This is a genomic window from Puniceibacterium sp. IMCC21224 (genome assembly GCF_001038505.1).
Lineage (GTDB): Bacteria > Pseudomonadota > Alphaproteobacteria > Rhodobacterales > Rhodobacteraceae > Puniceibacterium.
This window is the reverse complement of the sequence record NZ_LDPY01000001.1, coordinates 2,301,307-2,318,207: the sequence shown is the minus strand read 5'-3', so window position 1 is coordinate 2,318,207 and position 16,901 is coordinate 2,301,307. Positions and strand designations below refer to the sequence as shown.

Genomic DNA, 16,901 nt, shown 5'->3' with positions numbered 1-16,901 from the left:
GACCCTCTCCCATGACTGAAAGAGGGCGTAGATTTCAGGTTCAGCCGAAGGTCGCGCCAAATGTCTCGCGGTATATTTGTGCCAGTTCCGCGAGCGGTGCCGAGGTCTTGCCGAACTGTACGCTGTCGCCGCCAAAGCGTCCGACGCTGATCACGGGCACATCGGCCTGACCCGCCGCCGCCATCAGCGCCTCTGCGGCGTCGAAATCGCAGGCCACCAGATACCGGGCCTGATCCTCACCAAACAGCGCGGCAGTGTCGTCTGTGTCGATTTGCACGCCAACGCCTGACGCCTCGGCCATCTCGAACGCGGCAAGCGCCAGACCACCGTCCGACAGGTCGGTGCAACAGCCGATCAACGCACGCTCGGCCCGAATGAAATCACCGTTGCGCCGCTCAGCCGCCAGATCCACGGCGGGGGCATCGCCATCTTCGCGGTTGAACACCTCGGCCAGCAGGGCGGACTGCCCCAGATGCCCGGCGGTGTGGCCGATCAACAGGGCGACATGGCCGTCGCGGGCATAGCCCAGGATCGGTTCTTCGCCCGCACCAATAAGGCCCACCGCGCCGATGGTTGGGGTCGGCAGGATGCCCTGACCGTCGGTTTCATTGTATAGCGACACGTTGCCAGAGACGATTGGCATATCCAGTGCGATGCAGGCCTGGCCGATCCCCTGAATCGCGCCGACGAACTGCCCCATGATCCGCGGCTTTTCGGGGTTGCCAAAGTTCATGTTGTCGGTCGTTGCCAGCGGCCGTGCGCCAACGGCACACAGATTGCGGAACGCCTCGGCCACCGCCTGTTTGCCGCCCTCAACCGGATTGGCGCGCACGTAGCGCGGTGTCACGTCCGAAGTAAAGGCCAGCTTTTTGTCGGTGCCATGTACGCGGATCACACCGGCGCCAAAGCCGGGGATGCGCATGGTGTCAGCCATGACCTGACTGTCATATTGTTCGTAAACCCACTGGCGGGCGCAGTAATTCGGGCTGGTGAGCAGCGCCTTGAGCCCGTCGATCGGGTCGATACCGGGGACATCCGCCAGCGGTTCGGCCTGTGGCGTTTCTTCCCATGGCCGGTCGTATTCCGGCGAATTGCCCGACAAGGCGCGCAGCGGCATGTCTGCCTTGACCTCACCATTGTGAACGATGAGGAAACGATCCTCAGAGATTGTCTCACCAACGATAGCAAAGTCGAGGTCCCATTTTTCGAAAACTGCACGGGCGACATCCTCGCGTGCGGGGTCCAGCACCATCAGCATCCGTTCTTGCGACTCTGACAGCATCATTTCGTAGGCAGTCATGCCGGGTTCGCGGCACGGCACCTTTTCCAGGTCCAGCCGCACGCCCAATTCGCCCTTGTCACCCATTTCGACTGCCGAACAGGTCAGACCGGCCGCACCCATATCCTGAATCGAGATCACGGCCCCGGTCTGCATCAGCTCAAGACACGCCTCCATCAGACGCTTTTCGGTGAAAGGGTCGCCAACCTGAACCGTGGGGCGCTTTTCCTCGATGGTTTCGTCGAACTCGGCACTGGCCATGGTCGCGCCGCCAACCCCGTCGCGCCCCGTCTTGGCACCAAGGTAGACAACCGGACGCCCCACACCAGACGCCGCAGAATAAAAGATCTTGTCCGCGTCGGCGAGGCCGGCGGCAAAGGCGTTGACCAGGCAGTTGCCGTTATAGGCGCTGTGAAACCGGACTTCGCCGCCAACGGTCGGGACGCCAAAGGCGTTGCCGTAGCCGCCGACACCTTCGACCACGCCATGGACAAGGCGTTTGGTTTTGTGATGCGTCGGCTCACCAAAGCTGAGCGCGTTCATCGCCGCGATGGGCCGCGCGCCCATGGTGAACACATCACGCAGGATGCCACCAACACCGGTCGCCGCGCCCTGATACGGTTCGATATATGAGGGGTGGTTGTGGCTTTCCATCTTGAAGACCACGGCCTGACCGTCCCCGATATCGACAACGCCCGCATTTTCACCGGGGCCGCAGATCACCTGCGGGCCGGTGGTCGGCAGGGTGCGCAACCACTTCTTGGACGACTTGTAAGAGCAGTGTTCATTCCACATGGCCGAAAAGATCCCAAGCTCGGTATAGCTGGGTTCGCGATCAAGGATTTGCAGGATGCGGTCGTATTCATCGGGCTTGATGCCGTGGGCTGCGATCAGGTCCGTGGTGATGGCCGGTTCTTGCATAGTCTGAATACTCCCCTGCACATGTTGATCGCGCTATAAGCCAGGCGGCGCGCGGGGGAAAGGGGCCAGCCGGATCAAAGCCCGCAGGCGTTGGCGAAACACCCCCGTTTCCCACGGACACGCCTACAAAGTTCCCGCCGACGGCGGCTGTTGATGTCGACCGATTATGGCGAGGCTGCGATGCAGTAGGTCACATGAGTGCATAGATTCCCCACTTGTACGTAACGTAACGCAAGATTATGCAGTAATTTGCAGAGAAGTCAGGAAAACGGCTGTTGGAACTTATTCTCATTAGCATTTTTGCCCGATTTCGGATGCCGCATGCGCTGAAGAGGGTTAGACTGAGCGTCCTTTTTCTGACCGCTGGTATGGATGATGCCGCGCGTTATGCTGCTGCCGGGTTTGGTGTCGCTCATGTTTGAATTACGCACTCCACGCCGCGCTGTCGCCGCGATGTTCATGTTGAACGGCGCGCTTTTTGGAATCTGGGCCTCGCGTATTCCGGCGTTTGTTGATCGGTTCGAACTGTCGCCTGACCTGCTTGGCGTGTTGTTGTTATGTCTCGCGGCTGGGGCGATCCTGTCATTTCCACTTTCGGGCAGGCTGACTGACCGGGTTGGCGCTGCGGACCTGACGCGGGTCATTGCGATTCTTTATGGCCTGTCGCTGGCCGAGGTGGCGCTGGCGCCGACGTTGCCGGTTTTGATGCTGTGCCTTTTTCTGTTCGGCGCGGCGCATGGGTCAATGGATGTGTCGATGAACGCCTGGGCTACCGAGGTCGAGCGTCACCTGGCACGTCCTGTCATGTCGTGGTTCCACGCCATGTTCAGTCTGGGCGCCGGAATCGGCGCCGCGTCGGGGTATGTCGCGATCCGGTTGGGGATCGGTGTCTTGCCACATTTTGCGTGTATGGCTGTGGTTTTGGTGCTTGTGGCGCTGTGGATGACCGCCAAGCAATGGGAGTCGGAAAAATCAAAGCCATCAGCGCGCATCTTTGCCCTGCCGACCGGCCCGCTGGTCGCAGTCGGATTGGTGGCGGCTGCCGCATCGCTGGGCGAAGGCGCGATGGCGGATTGGAGCGCAGTTTATCTGGAAACTGCAGCCGGTGCCGTGCGGGCGCAGGCGGCGCTGGGATATGCGGTGTTTTCAATTGCGATGGTCGTGACGCGACTGTCCGGCGGCTGGATCGTGCAGCGTTTTGGCCCGGTCCGCGCGGCACGTCTGTCCGGCGTGGCGGCGTTGCTTGGGGTTTTGGTCGCTGTGTCCGGTCCGGTACTGGCACCGGGCCAGGCGTTCGGTGTGTGGCTGGTGCTACTGGGCTTTGGCATGATGGGCGTGGGATATGCGGTGATCATGCCGCTGGCCTTTTCACGTGCTGCTGCAGAAAAGGGCATCGGTGGAGGTCAGGCCATCGCCAGCGTCGCGACCTTGGGCTATGGCGGCATGTTGCTGGGGCCGCCGGTCATCGGGTTCCTGGCCGGACTTACATCACTGCCGGTGGCGTTTCTGCTGCTGGCTCTGTTGGCGCTGCTGATCATTTTGTTCGCAGGCGCGATGAAGCGCGGTTGATCCGGCATTACGGGTCTGGCGATATGCGGCCCAAATTTCGGCAAACACGTCTGGATAAGATGGTTTTTCCCAACCGCAAAGGCGAAAAAAAGGCCGAGCATAAAGCTCGGCCGAAGTCCAACAGGGAGGTATGAAGATGATGCACCGTTCAGCGCATCAACCTTCATAAGCCCATTTAATAGCCAGTCTGAAAACGATCAACGGTTATTACGCCGCAGGTGCAGCATTTCCGCCATGCGTGTGGTGCATACCACAGTCTTAGGCATCTCCCATCGCCTTGCGCTGTTGACGGTGGGCAAAGATTTCTTCCTGCACAAAGTCGCGAAACGCCGCTATCCGCTTGGATTGGCGCAATTCTTCGGGGTAGGCCAGAAACACTGGGACTTCGCCGGATTCATAGTCGGGCAGGACACGTACGACGGACGGAAAATCCTCGATGATGTAATCGGGCAACACGCCAATACCGAGCCCGGCCAGGACCGCCTGCAACACGCCAAAGTAATTGTTAACCGTGAGCATTGACTGGATGTCATAGGTCAGCAAATTCTGCACCATGTTCAGACCGGCGCCAACCTGGGCTGACCGCGTATTCTGGCAGATCAGACGGTAGTTCGCCATTTCCTCGATCGACTGGGGCACGCCATGCTGCTCCAGATAATCCGGCGACGCATAGAGCCTCATCCGGATGTTCATCAGACGCTTGCGGATCAGATCCGCCTGGCTGGGTTCTTTCATTCGGATGGCGACATCCGCTTCGCGCATCGGCAGGTCAAGAACGCGCTCTTCCAGCATCAGGTCGATCTTGAGATCGGGATATTTTTCATACAGCTTGGGCAGACGCGGCGCCAGCCAGAGCGAGCCAAAGCCGGTGGTCGTGGTCACCCGCAATTCACCAAACACCTCTTCCTCGCTGTCGCGGATGCGCGCGGTGGCGGCGTCGATGCGTTTGACCATCGACACTGTGGCATCAAACAGCAACTCGCCCTGTTCGGTCAGAATCAACCCCCGCGCGTGGCGGTGGAACAGCGTGGTGTTCAGCGATTCTTCGAGCGCGCGTATCTGCCGCGACACCGCAGACTGCGACAGATGCAGGGTATCACCCGCATGAGTCAGGCTACCGGCGTCCGCCACCGCGTGAAATATTCTAAGCTTATCCCAATCCATAATCTCAACTTTCCGACTGCTACGTCGTCTCTACACGAAACAATGAATTGTTTTAGGCATAACCATGCGAAAGGTTCGGTGAATATACGTTTTTTCTTCTCAGGTCAGCGTTTGTGACCTATTATAGAGTTGGATTGGACGATCATTGCGCGACGGGAGGCGAACGATGAGCACTCACCAGATCACCTTGAATGACCGCTTTGACCTGAGCAAGCCACAGGTTCTTTTGAACGGCACACAGGCGCTTGTCCGCCTGATGCTGATGCAAAAGGCGCGTGATCGCAACGCAGGATTGAATACCGCAGGATATGTGACCGGATATCGCGGTTCGCCGCTGGGCGCGGTCGACATGCAGATGAACCGCGCGGCCAAGGAACTGATCGCGTCGGATGTCCTGTTCAAGGAAGGCCTGAACGAGGATCTGGCCGCGACCGCGCTATGGGGCGCGCAACAGGCCGAATTGCGCGGCGAGGGCAAGTATGACGGGGTCTTTGGCCTTTGGTATGGCAAGGGGCCGGGCGTGGATCGGTCCGGCGATGTGATGCGGCATGCCAATATGGCAGGGTCTTCGACCAATGGCGGCGTGATCATGGCCATGGGTGACGACCACACCGGCGAATCGTCAACCGTGCTGCACCAGTCAGAATGGGCGATGGTCGATGCCTATATGCCGGTTGTATCCCCCGCAGGTGTGCAGGAAATCCTCGACTACGGCATCTACGGCTTTGCCCTGTCTCGGTTTTCGGGCCTCTGGGTCGGGCTCAAGACGATGAAGGACACAGTCGAGGCAACAGCCGTGGTCGATGGCCGTCCGGATCGGATGCCGCTGGTCATACCGCCGTTTGACATGCCCGAGGGCGGGTTGAACATCCGGCTGATCGACACGCCCCACGCGCAAGAGGCGCGGATGATCGACTACAAACGCTTCGCCGCCGAGGCGTTTTCCCGTGCCAATGGTATGGACAAGCGGATCTGGGGCAAACCCGGCGCCAAGATTGGCTTTGTCGCGGCGGGCAAGAACTGGCTCGATCTGGTGCACGCGCTGTCGCTGCTGAACATCGACGCGAACGAGGCCGAGCGGCTGGGGCTGACCACCTACAAGATCGGCCAGACCTTTCCGCTGGATATGCAGGGGTTTCATGATTGGGCTGACGGGGTGGATTTGATCGTGGTGGTCGAAGAAAAGCGCAAGCTGATCGAAATCCAGATCAAAGAGGCGATTTTTAACGACCGTCAGGGTCGCCGCGTCTGGGGTTGGCACAAGGGTGGTGGCGCAGGGTCGATGCACGGCCCGGAACTGTTCCCGACACGCGGCGCGCTCGATCCCTTTCTGATTGCCGAAAAGCTGGGCGGAATTCTGGTGGACGAGGGCCGTGGCACCGATGGCATCCGCGCAGGCCTGCTGCGACTGGACGAGGCGCGGCGCGCCGACAATGCCGAAGAAATCGCCGCCCGCTTGCCGTATTTCTGCTCGGGCTGCCCACACAATTCCTCGACCAAGGTGCCAGAAGGGTCGCGCGCCTATGCCGGAATTGGCTGTCATTACATGGTGCAGTGGATGGACCGCTCGACCACCGGCTTTACCCATATGGGGGGCGAGGGTGCGAACTGGATCGGTGAGGCACCATTTTCAAAAACTGGTCATGTGTTCCAGAATTTGGGCGACGGCACCTACAACCATTCCGGTGTGCAGGCGATCCGCGCGGCGCTGCTGGCAGGGACAACCATCACCTACAAGATCCTGTACAATGACGCCGTCGCCATGACCGGCGGGCAAAAGAACGATGGTGGTCTGACTGCGCCTCGCATCGTGCGTGAACTCAAGGCGATGGGCGTTGAAAACGTCGCGCTGGTCTATGACGAGAAAGAGGATGTCGATCTGGCGGCTTACCCCGCCGACATAGACAAGGCCGAGCGGGGCGAGCTGGAGACAATCCAGAAAACCTACGCCAATCATCCCGGCGTATCCGCCATCGTCTATGTCCAGACCTGCGCCGCCGAAAAACGTCGCCGTCGCAAGCGGGGCAGCTTTCCCGATATCGACAAGCGCGTGTTTATCAACACAGATGTCTGTGAAGGCTGCGGCGACTGCGGCGTCCAGTCCAACTGCGTGTCCATTGTCCCGGTCGAGACCGAACTGGGTCGCAAGCGCGCCATCGACCAGTCGTCGTGCAACAAGGATTTTTCCTGTCTCAAGGGGTTTTGCCCGTCGTTTATCACCTTGGAAGGGGCGACGATCCGCAAGGATCAAACCACCGACCTGACCTTGCCTGACTTGCCTGATCCGGTTCTGCCGGTGATCGATGGCACCTGGAACGTGATTGTGACGGGCGTTGGCGGTACAGGCGTGGTGACCATTGGCGCGGTGCTGGCTCAGGCCGCACAGATCGACGGCAAAGGCGCCGGGATGATGGAGATGGCGGGGCTCGCTCAAAAGGGAGGCGCGGTGCATATCCATTGCCGTCTTGCGGAAACTCCCGAGGATATCAGTGCGATACGGGTCGCAACTGGTGAATGTGATGCACTGATCGGTGGCGATCTGGTGGTGTCAGCCGGAGCCAAGACACTGGGCCTGATGCGCAGCGGTCGTACTGGCGGAGTGGTGAACAGTCACGAGATTATCACAGGTGACTTTACCAGAAATACTGAATTCTCATTGCCAACGGACCGGTTACAGCTTGCTCTTGAGGCCCGGCTTCAAGATCGGATTGTGCTGTTTGATGCTTCTGAACTGGCGCGCGTCACGCTGGGGGATTCGATATTCTCCAACATGATGATCCTTGGTGCCGCCTGGCAACGGGGCCTTGTGCCGCTGAGAAAATCCGCGATCGAGGCAGCAATTCGGCTGAATGGTGCCGCCGTTGACCGGAACCTGCGGGCGTTCGAAATCGGTCGCTGGGCGGTGACGCATACGGATGATGTAAATGCAATATTGCCCCCCAAAGTACTGATTTTGCCGCAAACCCTAGAGGAACGTATCGCCTTTCGATCCGATCATCTGATCGCGTATCAGGGCAAGGCGCTCGCGCGGCGCTATCGCAAGCTGGTTGACGGTATCGAAAACCCCAGGCTGCGGGAAGCGGTCGCAAAGGGATATCACAAGCTGCTGAGTTACAAGGATGAATACGAGGTGGCCCGGCTGCTGTTGCACAGCCGCGCCAAGGCCGCTGAACAGTTTGATGGCGATTTTCGCTTGTCCTTCCACCTCGCGCCGCCGATCCTGAGCAAGACCGGTGCCGACGGTCGACCGATCAAACGCCAGTTCGGGCCGGGAATGCTGCGCGGGTTCGCTGTTCTGGCAAAACTGCGCAAGCTGCGCGGCACGCCATTCGATCCCTTTGGCCGCACGAAAGAGCGCAGGATGGAACGCGATCTGATCAGCCAATACGAGGCGGATATGGCCAAAATTCTGGCGGATGTCCGGCCCGAAACGATGGACGCTGTCGTCGCACTGGCTGAATTACCGATGCAGATCAAAGGTTTTGGGCCGGTAAAAGAGGCGGCAGAGATAAAGGCGGCAAAGCGCCGGGAAGAGTTGCTGGCGACCATTCGCGCGGGCGGCGCGCCGGTGCGCCACGCTGCGGAGTGATCAGTCATACAACATTTACGCAGATGTTACACTTACTGGTCACAACAGAAAAAACCCATTTGACGGGCCGCACCTTCGGAGAATCTGCCAGATGCCCGTAACGCATCACATCGCCCGCGACATTTCGTATTCCTACTCTGCCAGTACCCGATCGGGACGGGCGATGATCCGCCTGATGGAAAACGCCACTGGGCGGATCAGCCTGATCAAACGCGCCAAAGGGTACGAGGCCGAAGTCGCCAAAGGCCGGGACTTCTGGCAGGTCATCGTCGAGCGCTACGGTCTGGGCCTCGATGTGATTGGTGGCGCGATCGACAACATCCCCAAGACCGGGCCGCTAATTGTCATTGCGAACCATCCATATGGCATCCTGGATGGGTTGATGCTGGGCCACATTCTGTCGGTGGCGCGCGGAGATTTTCGCATTCTGGCCCACCGGGTGTTTCGCAAGGCCCAGGATCTTGAACGCGTGATCCTGCCAATTTCGTTCGACGAAACCAAAGAAGCGGTCGCGTTGAATGTTGAGACGCGCAAAGAGGCGCTGCGTTATCTGGGGGATGGTGGCGCGATCGGTGTCTTTCCAGGCGGCACGGTGTCCACCGCAGCGAAACCCTTTTCCCGGCCGATGGATCCGGGCTGGCGCAGCTTTACCGCCCGAATGGTGGCCAAAAGCGGTGCAACCGTAGTGCCGATCTATTTTGATGGTCACACAAGCCGCCTGTTCCAAGTAGCGAGCCATCTGCACACGACGCTGCGTATGGGGCTGCTGATCAAGGAATTCCACAAACGGGTGGATACGCCGGTTCAGGTCGTCATCGGCCAGCCAATTCCCCCCGAGGTGCTGCAACCCCATACCAAAGACTCGCGCGCGATGATGGATTTCCTGCGCAAAGCGACGTATGACCTGTCTCCAAACCCGCTCGTGTCGTGTGACTACGGCTTTGAGTTCGAGGAAAAGCACAAGGTCAAGGCGTAAGCGCCTGCGCATAAAGGATAGTGTTTCAATGGCGGTTGGGGTGTTTGATTCTGGGCTGGGTGGGCTGACGGTTCTGGACGCCGTGGTGAAAAAATTGCCCGAGGTGCCGTTTGTCTACCTGGGCGACAGCGCCAATGCGCCTTATGGCGTACGTGATGCCGATGACGTCTATCAACTGACCTGCGCCGCCGTTGAACGCCTGTGGGCGGCGGGCTGCGATCTGGTCATATTGGCCTGCAACACGGCGTCCGCTGCGGCGCTTCGGCGCATGCAAGAAAGCTGGCTGCCGCCGGAAAAACGTGTTCTGGGCGTCTTTGTCCCTCTGATCGAAGCGATGACAGAGCGGCAATGGGGCGACAATTCCCCACCGCGCGAAGTGGCGGTCAAACATGTGGCGCTGTTTGCGACACCCGCTACAGTGCGCAGCCGCGCGTTCCAGCGTGAACTGGCGTTTCGCGCGATTGGTGTCGATGTCGAGGCGCAGGCCTGCGGTGGTGTTGTCGATGCTATTGAGGATGGCGACCTGATCCTTGCCGAAGCGCTGGTACGGTCGCACGTGGACGCGTTGAAACGCAAGATGCCGGAACCGCAGGCCGCGATCCTGGGCTGCACACACTATCCGCTGATGCAGGAGGCGTTTCAGGACGCGTTGGGGGCAAATGTCAGCGTCTATTCTCAGGCCAATCTTGTGGCCGAGTCGCTGGCCGACTATCTGATACGTCATCCCGGAATGCTGGGTCGGGGGGACGAGTCAAAGTTCCTGACCACGGGAGATCCGCGCCGTGTTTCAGATCGCGCCACACAGTTCCTGCGACGACGGATTGTGTTTGAGAAAGCGTGATCGTCGTGGGCTGGCCTCGGTTGGCCCCCTCGGATAGAACTACAGGACAGCGCGGCATGGCCCGCGCATTCGGAGCATGACATGACCCACAAGATCGCCATCATCGGAGCGAGCGGCTATACTGGCGCCGAACTTATCCGCCTGATTGCCACCCATCCCAGCATGGAGATTGTGGCGCTGGCGGCGAATTCCAAGGCGGGCCAGAGCATGGCCCAGGTGTTTCCGCATCTGCGCCATCTGACGCTGCCGGATCTGGTAACGTGGGAACAGATTGATTTTGATACCGTGGATCTGTGTTTCTGCGCGCTGCCGCACAAGACCAGCCAAGAGGTGATCAGCAAACTGCCAAAATCGTTAAAAATCGTTGATTTGTCCGCGGATTTTCGGCTGCGCAATCCGGCAGAATACAAGAAATGGTATGGCAACGATCATGCCGCGATCGAGATGCAATCAGAGGCGGTTTACGGGCTGACCGAGTTCTACCGAAATGAGATCGCCAGCGCGCGTCTGGTTGCCGGGACAGGCTGCAACGCGGCAATCGGGCAATTCATCCTGCGGCCGCTGATCGCGGAGGCTGTGATCGACCTTACGGATATTATCCTCGACATGAAATGTGCGGTTTCGGGGGCTGGGCGGAGCCTTAAGGAAAATCTTCTGCATGCGGAACTGTCCGAGGGGTACAATGCCTATGCCGTCGGCGGCACCCACCGGCATCAGGGTGAATTTGATCAGGAATTTTCTGCCATTGCGGGGCAGGAGGTTCAGGTTCAGTTTACCCCGCATCTGATGCCTGCAAATCGCGGTATTCTGGCCACCACATACGTCAAAGGTGACCCGCAAGCTGTTTATAAAACGTTGCAAAATGCGTATGAGGAAGAGCCGTTCATTTTCGTTCTGCCGTTTGGTGAAACACCGTCTACGCATCACGTGCGCGGCTCGAACTTCTGTCACATCGGTGTGACTGGTGACCGGATCAATGGCCGTGCCATCGTGGTGGGCGCGCTGGACAATTTGACCAAAGGCAGTTCGGGGCAGGCGTTGCAAAACGCCAATCTGATGCTGGGTGAAGATGAGACCGCGGGCTTGATGCTGGTTCCTTGTTTTCCCTGATGTGCGGTTCAAAAAAGGCTGAGGAGGTCAGGGTATGGCATTGAAATCACTCAAAAAACAGCGACGCATTCAGGTTTTTGCGCTGGCGGCGGTTGCTTTGGTGATCTCAACCGGGCTGATCGGCTATGCAATGCGCGACGGCATCAATTTTTTCCGCTCGCCCAGCCAGGTGATGGAAACGCCGCCGAGCCCATCCGAGGTGTTTCGCATTGGAGGGCTGGTTGAAGAAGGGTCGCTCCTGCGCGGTCAGGGGGCCGAGATCCGGTTCATTGTGACGGACGGCGGTGCTTCGGTGCCTGTGGTCTATTCGGGTGTGCTGCCTGATCTTTTTGATGAGAAACAGGGGATGGTTGGCACAGGTCGATACGTGAACGGAACCTTTGAAGCCACTGAAATCCTTGCCAAACACGATGAGACATATATGCCGAAAGAGGTGATAGACGCCCTCAAAGAGCAGGGCATATATCAGGAACCTGCGCCAAAGCCGGGCAGCTGAGCCCTTTTGACCCGCTCAGTCGAGGGTCAGATCATACTCAAAATAACAGAGATGGCCGCGCGCGACATCTGGGACATCATAGTACGGTCCGGTTTCGCGAAACCCGAGGGTATTATAAAGCGCCCGTGCCCCCAAAAGTGACTTCATCGTATCGAGCCGCGCAGTCGTATAGCCCGCGACCCGCGCCTGATCCAAAAGTGCCTGCATCAGCGCACGTCCCAACCCCATTCCCCGCGCCGCATCATCGACATAGACGCGCTTGATCTCGCAACTCGTGGCATCAAACCGGCGGTACATCCCACAGCCCAAAAATTGGGTTCCAGAGCTGGCGAGCAATAGCGCCCCGTCAGGTGGCGCATGTTCCTCGTCGATCCGGGTCAGCAGGGACGCATAGTCGTGTTCCGGATAAAACGTGTCCGTCAGCACGCGCATCGCACCGTCATGGGTAAGCAGATGCGCACGGTATCGCCAGCACAGCTCACGTACGGCGGCCAGTTCGGTGTCGCTTTGCGCCGCGTGGATTAAGGGATTTGTCATCGTGGGCAGGTTAGGCGCGCGAACGACTGCCCGCGCGCACTCACTTTACTTGAGAATGGATTTTCCAGCAAATTCAGCCGTTTCTCCCAGCATCTCTTCGATTCGGATCAGCTGATTATATTTGGCCAGCCGGTCAGAGCGGGCCAGAGAACCGGTTTTGATCTGGCCGCAGTTGGTGGCCACGGCGAGGTCGGCGATGGTGGCATCTTCGGTTTCACCGGAACGGTGCGACATCACGTTGGTCATGCGGGCGCGATGGGCCATGTCTACCGCCTTTAGCGTCTCGGTCAGGGTGCCAATCTGGTTGACCTTGACCAGCATGGAGTTGGCACAGCCCTTCTCGATTCCCATCGCCAGACGGGCCGGATTAGTCACGAACAGATCGTCACCCACCAGCTGGATCTTGTCACCCAGTGCGTCGGTCAGTGCCTTCCAGCCATCCCAGTCATCCTCGGACATGCCATCCTCGATCGAGATGATCGGGTAGTCGGCGCAGAGCTGTGCGAGGTATGCCACGTTTTCGTCGGACGTCAGCGATTTGCCTTCGCCCTTCATCTCGTACTTGCCGCCCTTGTAATATTCGGTCGCGGCGCAATCCAGCGCGAGGTAAATTTCCTCACCCGGCTTGTAGCCCGCCTTTTCGATGGATTTCAAAATGAAATCGAGCGCATCACGGGTAGAGCTAAGGTTCGGGGCAAAGCCACCTTCGTCGCCGATACCTGTGGACAGACCAGCGGCGGACAGTTCCTTTTTCAGCGTGTGGAACACCTCAGAGCCCATGCGCACCGCTTCGCGAATGTTCGCGGCGGCCACAGGCATGATCATGAATTCCTGAATATCGATCGGGTTGTCAGCATGTTCGCCGCCGTTGATGATGTTCATCATCGGCACCGGAAGCATGCGCGCCGACGTGCCGCCAACATAGCGAAATAGCGGCAGCCCGTTAAATTCGGCGGCGGCCTTTGCCGCAGCAAGCGAGACGCCCAGGATAGCATTGGCACCAAGGCGGGATTTGGTGTCGGTGCCGTCAAGTTCGATCATCGACAAGTCAATGGCGACCTGTTCGGTGGCATCCATGCCCAGAAGTTCCTCGGCGATCTCGCCATTCACGGCGGCGACAGCCTCGAGCACGCCTTTGCCCATATAGCGCGATTTGTCGCCGTCGCGGCGTTCGTTCGCCTCGTAGGCGCCGGTTGACGCACCCGACGGCACAGCCGCCCGGCCCATGGTTCCGTCTTCGAGTGTCACGTCAACTTCGACTGTGGGGTTGCCCCGGCTGTCAAGGATTTCGCGGGCGTGGATGTCGATGATAGTACTCATGGGATCGTCCCTTTTGGATGTCTGAGCGTTAGATTTCGTATAGCAGGCCGCAACGGAAAGTAAACTGGACGGTTAGCGCTAACAGGGCGCGTGCGCGCCTTCATTTCGTGGCGATTCAGGGTTTCTTGAGAGGAACACCATACAGTTCCATCCGGTGCCCCTTGAGGGTATAGCCGAGCTTGCGCGCTATCCGTTCCTGAAGCGCCTCGATCTCGGGGTCGACGAATTCGATCACCTTGCCCGAATGCATGTCGATCAGGTGGTCATGGTGTTCGCGTTCTGCATCCTCGTAACGCGCGCGCCCGTCACCGAATTCAACCCGTTCAAGGATCCCGGCCTCTTCAAACAGCTTGACCGTGCGGTAAACCGTGGCAATCGAGATCCGGTCATCACGTGCCGAAGCGCGGGCATAAAGTTCCTCGACATCCGGATGATCGGTTGCCTCTTCCAGAACCTGCGCAATGGTTCTGCGCTGTTCGGTCATGCGCAGGCCATTGGCTTCGCAACGGCTGGTGATGGTGTCGGTCATGGAATCCTCGCGCGCGTCGTTTTACTGGTTTAGCGACTCCTGAGGGGTGAGGCCAACACCACAAATGCGTCAGAGTCACTGTCTCTTGGCTTGACTTATGGTCGGGCACGGGTCATGTGGCCTTCAACGGATCTCTTCTGCCGCGTGAGCAGATTGACCGGTGCAGCATGCACCGTGGGTCACGGAGACCGCGTTTGCTTCCAAAATCACGCGTGGGGCATGGGGTGCAACGGTATATGGGCAATCGGCCCGATACCGGTTCTGTGCCTCTCCACCTGACGGATCGCAAGGGCGGTCCATCGTGCGGCTGTCATCCGGCAGCCCGAAAGGAACTCTTTTGACTAATTTTACAACCATGGGCCTGCCGAAGTCGCTTGTGACGCGTTTGACCGAAATGGGCCTGACCGAACCGACTCCGATTCAGGTTGGCGCGATTCCGTTCGCGTTGGCAGGTCGTGACGTGATGGGCCTGGCACAGACCGGCACCGGCAAGACGGCGGCCTTTGGCCTGCCTCTGGTGGCGCAGATCTCTGGGCTGGGCCGTCCGGCGCCGAAATCGGTGCGCGGTCTGGTACTTGCACCGACCCGCGAACTGGCCACCCAGATCGCCGAGACACTGAAGGCGCTGACCTTGGGCAGCCCGCTGAAGACCACCGTTGTCGTCGGCGGCCAGTCGATTAACGCCCAGTCCAAGCGTTTGGAAAAGGGCATCGACCTGTTGGTCGCCACGCCCGGCCGTCTGATTGACCTGATCGACCGTCGCGCCGTGCGACTGGATGAATGCAGCTTTCTGGTGCTGGACGAGGCGGATCAGATGCTCGACATGGGGTTCATCCATGCGCTGCGCCAAATTTCGCGGCATTTGCCGGCCAAACGTCAGACTATGCTGTTCTCAGCCACCATGCCCAAACTGATGGAAGAGCTGTCGCGCGAATACCTGAACGACCCTGAAAAGGTGCAAGTCAGCCCTCCGGGCAAGGCCGCGGACAAGATCGAGCAGTCGGTGCATTTTATCGCCAAGGCGGAAAAGTCCAAACTGTTGATTGAATTGCTGGACGCGCATCGCGACGAGCTGGCGCTGGTCTTTGGCCGCACCAAACACGGCGCAGAGAAGCTGATGAAATCGCTTGAAAAGGCCGGTTTCGCGGCGGCATCCATCCATGGCAACAAGAGCCAGGGCCAGCGCGACCGTGCGCTCAAGGCATTCCGCGAGGGGCAAGTGCGGGTGCTGGTGGCCACCGATGTGGCCGCGCGCGGTCTGGATATTCCGGCGGTGCGTCACGTCTATAACTTTGATCTGCCGAACGTGCCGGAAAATTATGTGCATCGCATTGGCAGGACCGCCCGCGCGGGCCGCGAGGGCGCTGCAATTGCATTCTGCGCCCCGGACGAGATTGGCGAACTGAAGGCGATTCAGAAGGTGCTCAAGATGAGCATTCCCGTAGCGTCGGGCACGGCCTGGGCCGGTCTGGACACGCCAGACCGCAGTGGCGGCGGAAACCAGCGTCGCGGTGGCGGCAACGGTGGCAAGCCCGGTGGCGCCAAGCCCGGCAACGGCAACCGCCGTCGTCGTCCCGCGCGCGGTGGATCGAGCAGCGCGCGCGCTGCCTAAGCCTGAGGTTATACGATACTTTGGGCGCGCCGCAGAACAGCGGCGCGCCTGAGGCCATTCAGGTAGAGCGCAAGGCTCACCAGAACGATCAGTCCGCCCCATAGCATCCGCGGGGTCGGGGCCTCGGATGTGCCGTACCAGACCCAGACGGGGCCAAGTACGGTTTCCAACAGCATTAGCAGGCTGACATTGGCCGCAGCCGTATGGCGCGCAGCCAGCGACAGGGCAAAGAATGACAGCGGCAGGATGACGATGCTGGCCAGCAAAATTGGCCACAGCGTTCCCGTCGTCATCTGCGCAGGCCCGGTCACGGTTGTCCCGACGATGCCAGCGATCAGCGCACCCAGCCCGACGGTCAGCAGAATCGGCACGTCGGCGGCGTGGCGCAGGGTCACAAAGGTGGTTGCGAGCGCCGCCGCCACCCCCAACCCCAGCAGCGCCCCAAGCGCGGCATGCGGATTCAGACCCAGATCCCCCTTACCGCTGACCGCGATGGCGATGCCGCTCAGAACCAGCAGGATGGTGATCCAGGTGGCGCGGGATGTCGATTCGCCATATATCAGACGCGCCAATAGCGCCGACCAGACCGGCACTGTGGCGATGGCCAGCAGCACGACCGATACCGGAGCCAGCGCGATCGCGTTCGGAAACAGCATGGCATTCAGACTTTGGCTGATTACAACAATCATGCCGACGCCAGACCCCAACACCGCCAGATCCGCGCGATGATTGCGCGACGTCGCCAGCCAGATCATCAGAAACAGGCCGCCCATGCACAGCCCACGCCAACCCAGCATCTGCATGCCCTGCATGTCGGACAGTCGCAGCAACAACGCATCGGGGCCCAGCACAAGCGCGCCGAACGTGGCCAGAGCAAGGCCAAGATTTGAGTTTCGTGTCATGTAACGGAAACGCCAGTTTAGGGCCCGGGAGTGACGGGACCCGCAGTGTCAGAGAT

General features: G+C 59.6%; 14 protein-coding genes. 7 read left to right on the top strand and 7 right to left on the bottom strand.

Features of this window, described 5'->3' with window-relative positions; translation table 11 throughout:
* Positions 1-40: 40 nt before the first annotated feature.
* Both purL and IMCC21224_RS27775 read right to left on the bottom strand, forming a co-directional pair.
* Complete coding sequence (gene purL / locus IMCC21224_RS10680) at positions 41-2,200, bottom strand: phosphoribosylformylglycinamidine synthase subunit PurL (protein ID WP_047995341.1); 2,160 nt, start codon at positions 2,198-2,200, stop codon at positions 41-43.
* A gap of 260 nt (positions 2,201-2,460) precedes the next feature.
* Positions 2,461-2,616, bottom strand: coding sequence for a hypothetical protein (locus IMCC21224_RS27775; protein ID WP_156178233.1), 156 nt, complete (start codon positions 2,614-2,616; stop codon positions 2,461-2,463).
* Here IMCC21224_RS27775 and IMCC21224_RS10675 point away from each other — a divergent pair.
* Positions 2,615-3,769: an MFS transporter gene (locus IMCC21224_RS10675; RefSeq protein ID WP_047997034.1), complete on the top strand. Its 1,155-nt coding sequence runs from the start codon at positions 2,615-2,617 to the stop codon at positions 3,767-3,769. The two genes, IMCC21224_RS27775 and IMCC21224_RS10675, sit on opposite strands and share 2 nt — an antisense overlap.
* A 258-nt stretch (positions 3,770-4,027) precedes the next feature.
* Here IMCC21224_RS10675 and IMCC21224_RS10670 read toward each other — a convergent pair whose 3' ends face one another.
* The gene (locus tag IMCC21224_RS10670; protein ID WP_047995340.1) at positions 4,028-4,933 is read right to left on the bottom strand and encodes a LysR family transcriptional regulator; all 906 of its coding nucleotides are present in this window, start codon (positions 4,931-4,933) and stop codon (positions 4,028-4,030) included.
* Between the two features lie 166 nt (positions 4,934-5,099).
* Here IMCC21224_RS10670 and IMCC21224_RS10665 point away from each other — a divergent pair, with 166 nt between their 5' ends.
* The 5 genes from IMCC21224_RS10665 (at position 5,100) to ccmE (ending at position 11,945) form a co-directional block, all read left to right on the top strand.
* Entirely contained in the window at positions 5,100-8,522 is a 3,423-nt protein-coding gene (locus IMCC21224_RS10665; RefSeq protein ID WP_047995339.1) for an indolepyruvate ferredoxin oxidoreductase family protein, read from the top strand.
* Positions 8,523-8,613: 91 nt separating this feature from the next.
* Positions 8,614-9,498 carry a lysophospholipid acyltransferase family protein gene (locus IMCC21224_RS10660; protein WP_047995338.1) on the top strand — a complete coding sequence of 295 codons (885 nt, stop codon included), beginning with the start codon at positions 8,614-8,616 and terminating at the stop codon, positions 9,496-9,498.
* 28 nt (positions 9,499-9,526) lie between these two features.
* Positions 9,527-10,339, top strand: a complete 813-nt coding sequence (gene murI, locus IMCC21224_RS10655; protein ID WP_047995337.1) for a glutamate racemase — start codon at positions 9,527-9,529, stop codon at positions 10,337-10,339.
* A gap of 81 nt (positions 10,340-10,420) precedes the next feature.
* A complete protein-coding gene (gene argC, locus IMCC21224_RS10650; RefSeq protein ID WP_047995336.1) occupies positions 10,421-11,449 on the top strand; it encodes an N-acetyl-gamma-glutamyl-phosphate reductase in 1,029 nt (342 codons plus the stop codon).
* 34 nt (positions 11,450-11,483) lie between these two features.
* A complete protein-coding gene (gene ccmE / locus IMCC21224_RS10645) occupies positions 11,484-11,945 on the top strand; it encodes a cytochrome c maturation protein CcmE (protein WP_047995335.1) in 462 nt (153 codons plus the stop codon).
* A 15-nt stretch (positions 11,946-11,960) separates the two neighbouring features.
* On the opposite strand, the gene IMCC21224_RS10640 is transcribed toward ccmE, so the two are convergent.
* From IMCC21224_RS10640 to IMCC21224_RS10630, 3 genes are all read right to left on the bottom strand, one after another.
* The gene (locus IMCC21224_RS10640) at positions 11,961-12,482 is read right to left on the bottom strand and encodes a GNAT family N-acetyltransferase (RefSeq protein ID WP_053078950.1); all 522 of its coding nucleotides are present in this window, start codon (positions 12,480-12,482) and stop codon (positions 11,961-11,963) included.
* Between the two features lie 45 nt (positions 12,483-12,527).
* A complete protein-coding gene (gene eno / locus IMCC21224_RS10635; protein WP_047995334.1) occupies positions 12,528-13,802 on the bottom strand; it encodes a phosphopyruvate hydratase in 1,275 nt (424 codons plus the stop codon).
* A 115-nt stretch (positions 13,803-13,917) separates the two neighbouring features.
* Positions 13,918-14,331, bottom strand: coding sequence for a Fur family transcriptional regulator (locus tag IMCC21224_RS10630; RefSeq protein ID WP_047995333.1), 414 nt, complete (start codon positions 14,329-14,331; stop codon positions 13,918-13,920).
* A gap of 337 nt (positions 14,332-14,668) precedes the next feature.
* Here IMCC21224_RS10630 and IMCC21224_RS10625 point away from each other — a divergent pair, with 337 nt between their 5' ends.
* Positions 14,669-15,943, top strand: coding sequence for a DEAD/DEAH box helicase (locus IMCC21224_RS10625; protein WP_047995332.1), 1,275 nt, complete (start codon positions 14,669-14,671; stop codon positions 15,941-15,943).
* Positions 15,944-15,951: 8 nt separating this feature from the next.
* On the opposite strand, the gene IMCC21224_RS10620 is transcribed toward IMCC21224_RS10625, so the two are convergent.
* Positions 15,952-16,845, bottom strand: a complete 894-nt coding sequence (locus IMCC21224_RS10620) for a DMT family transporter (protein WP_047995331.1) — start codon at positions 16,843-16,845, stop codon at positions 15,952-15,954.
* Positions 16,846-16,901: the final 56 nt, after the last annotated feature.

Coding starts and splice junctions, on each gene's coding strand:
- purL (WP_047995341.1), bottom strand. CDS start 2,200: ATGCAAGAACCGGCCATCACCACGGACCTGATCGCAGCCCACGGCATC.
- IMCC21224_RS10675 (WP_047997034.1), top strand. CDS start 2,615: ATGTTTGAATTACGCACTCCACGCCGCGCTGTCGCCGCGATGTTCATG.
- IMCC21224_RS27775 (WP_156178233.1), bottom strand. CDS start 2,616: ATGAGCGACACCAAACCCGGCAGCAGCATAACGCGCGGCATCATCCAT.
- IMCC21224_RS10670 (WP_047995340.1), bottom strand. CDS start 4,933: ATGGATTGGGATAAGCTTAGAATATTTCACGCGGTGGCGGACGCCGGT.
- IMCC21224_RS10665 (WP_047995339.1), top strand. CDS start 5,100: ATGAGCACTCACCAGATCACCTTGAATGACCGCTTTGACCTGAGCAAG.
- IMCC21224_RS10660 (WP_047995338.1), top strand. CDS start 8,614: ATGCCCGTAACGCATCACATCGCCCGCGACATTTCGTATTCCTACTCT.
- murI (WP_047995337.1), top strand. CDS start 9,527: ATGGCGGTTGGGGTGTTTGATTCTGGGCTGGGTGGGCTGACGGTTCTG.
- argC (WP_047995336.1), top strand. CDS start 10,421: ATGACCCACAAGATCGCCATCATCGGAGCGAGCGGCTATACTGGCGCC.
- ccmE (WP_047995335.1), top strand. CDS start 11,484: ATGGCATTGAAATCACTCAAAAAACAGCGACGCATTCAGGTTTTTGCG.
- IMCC21224_RS10640 (WP_053078950.1), bottom strand. CDS start 12,482: ATGACAAATCCCTTAATCCACGCGGCGCAAAGCGACACCGAACTGGCC.
- eno (WP_047995334.1), bottom strand. CDS start 13,802: ATGAGTACTATCATCGACATCCACGCCCGCGAAATCCTTGACAGCCGG.
- IMCC21224_RS10630 (WP_047995333.1), bottom strand. CDS start 14,331: ATGACCGACACCATCACCAGCCGTTGCGAAGCCAATGGCCTGCGCATG.
- IMCC21224_RS10620 (WP_047995331.1), bottom strand. CDS start 16,845: ATGACACGAAACTCAAATCTTGGCCTTGCTCTGGCCACGTTCGGCGCG.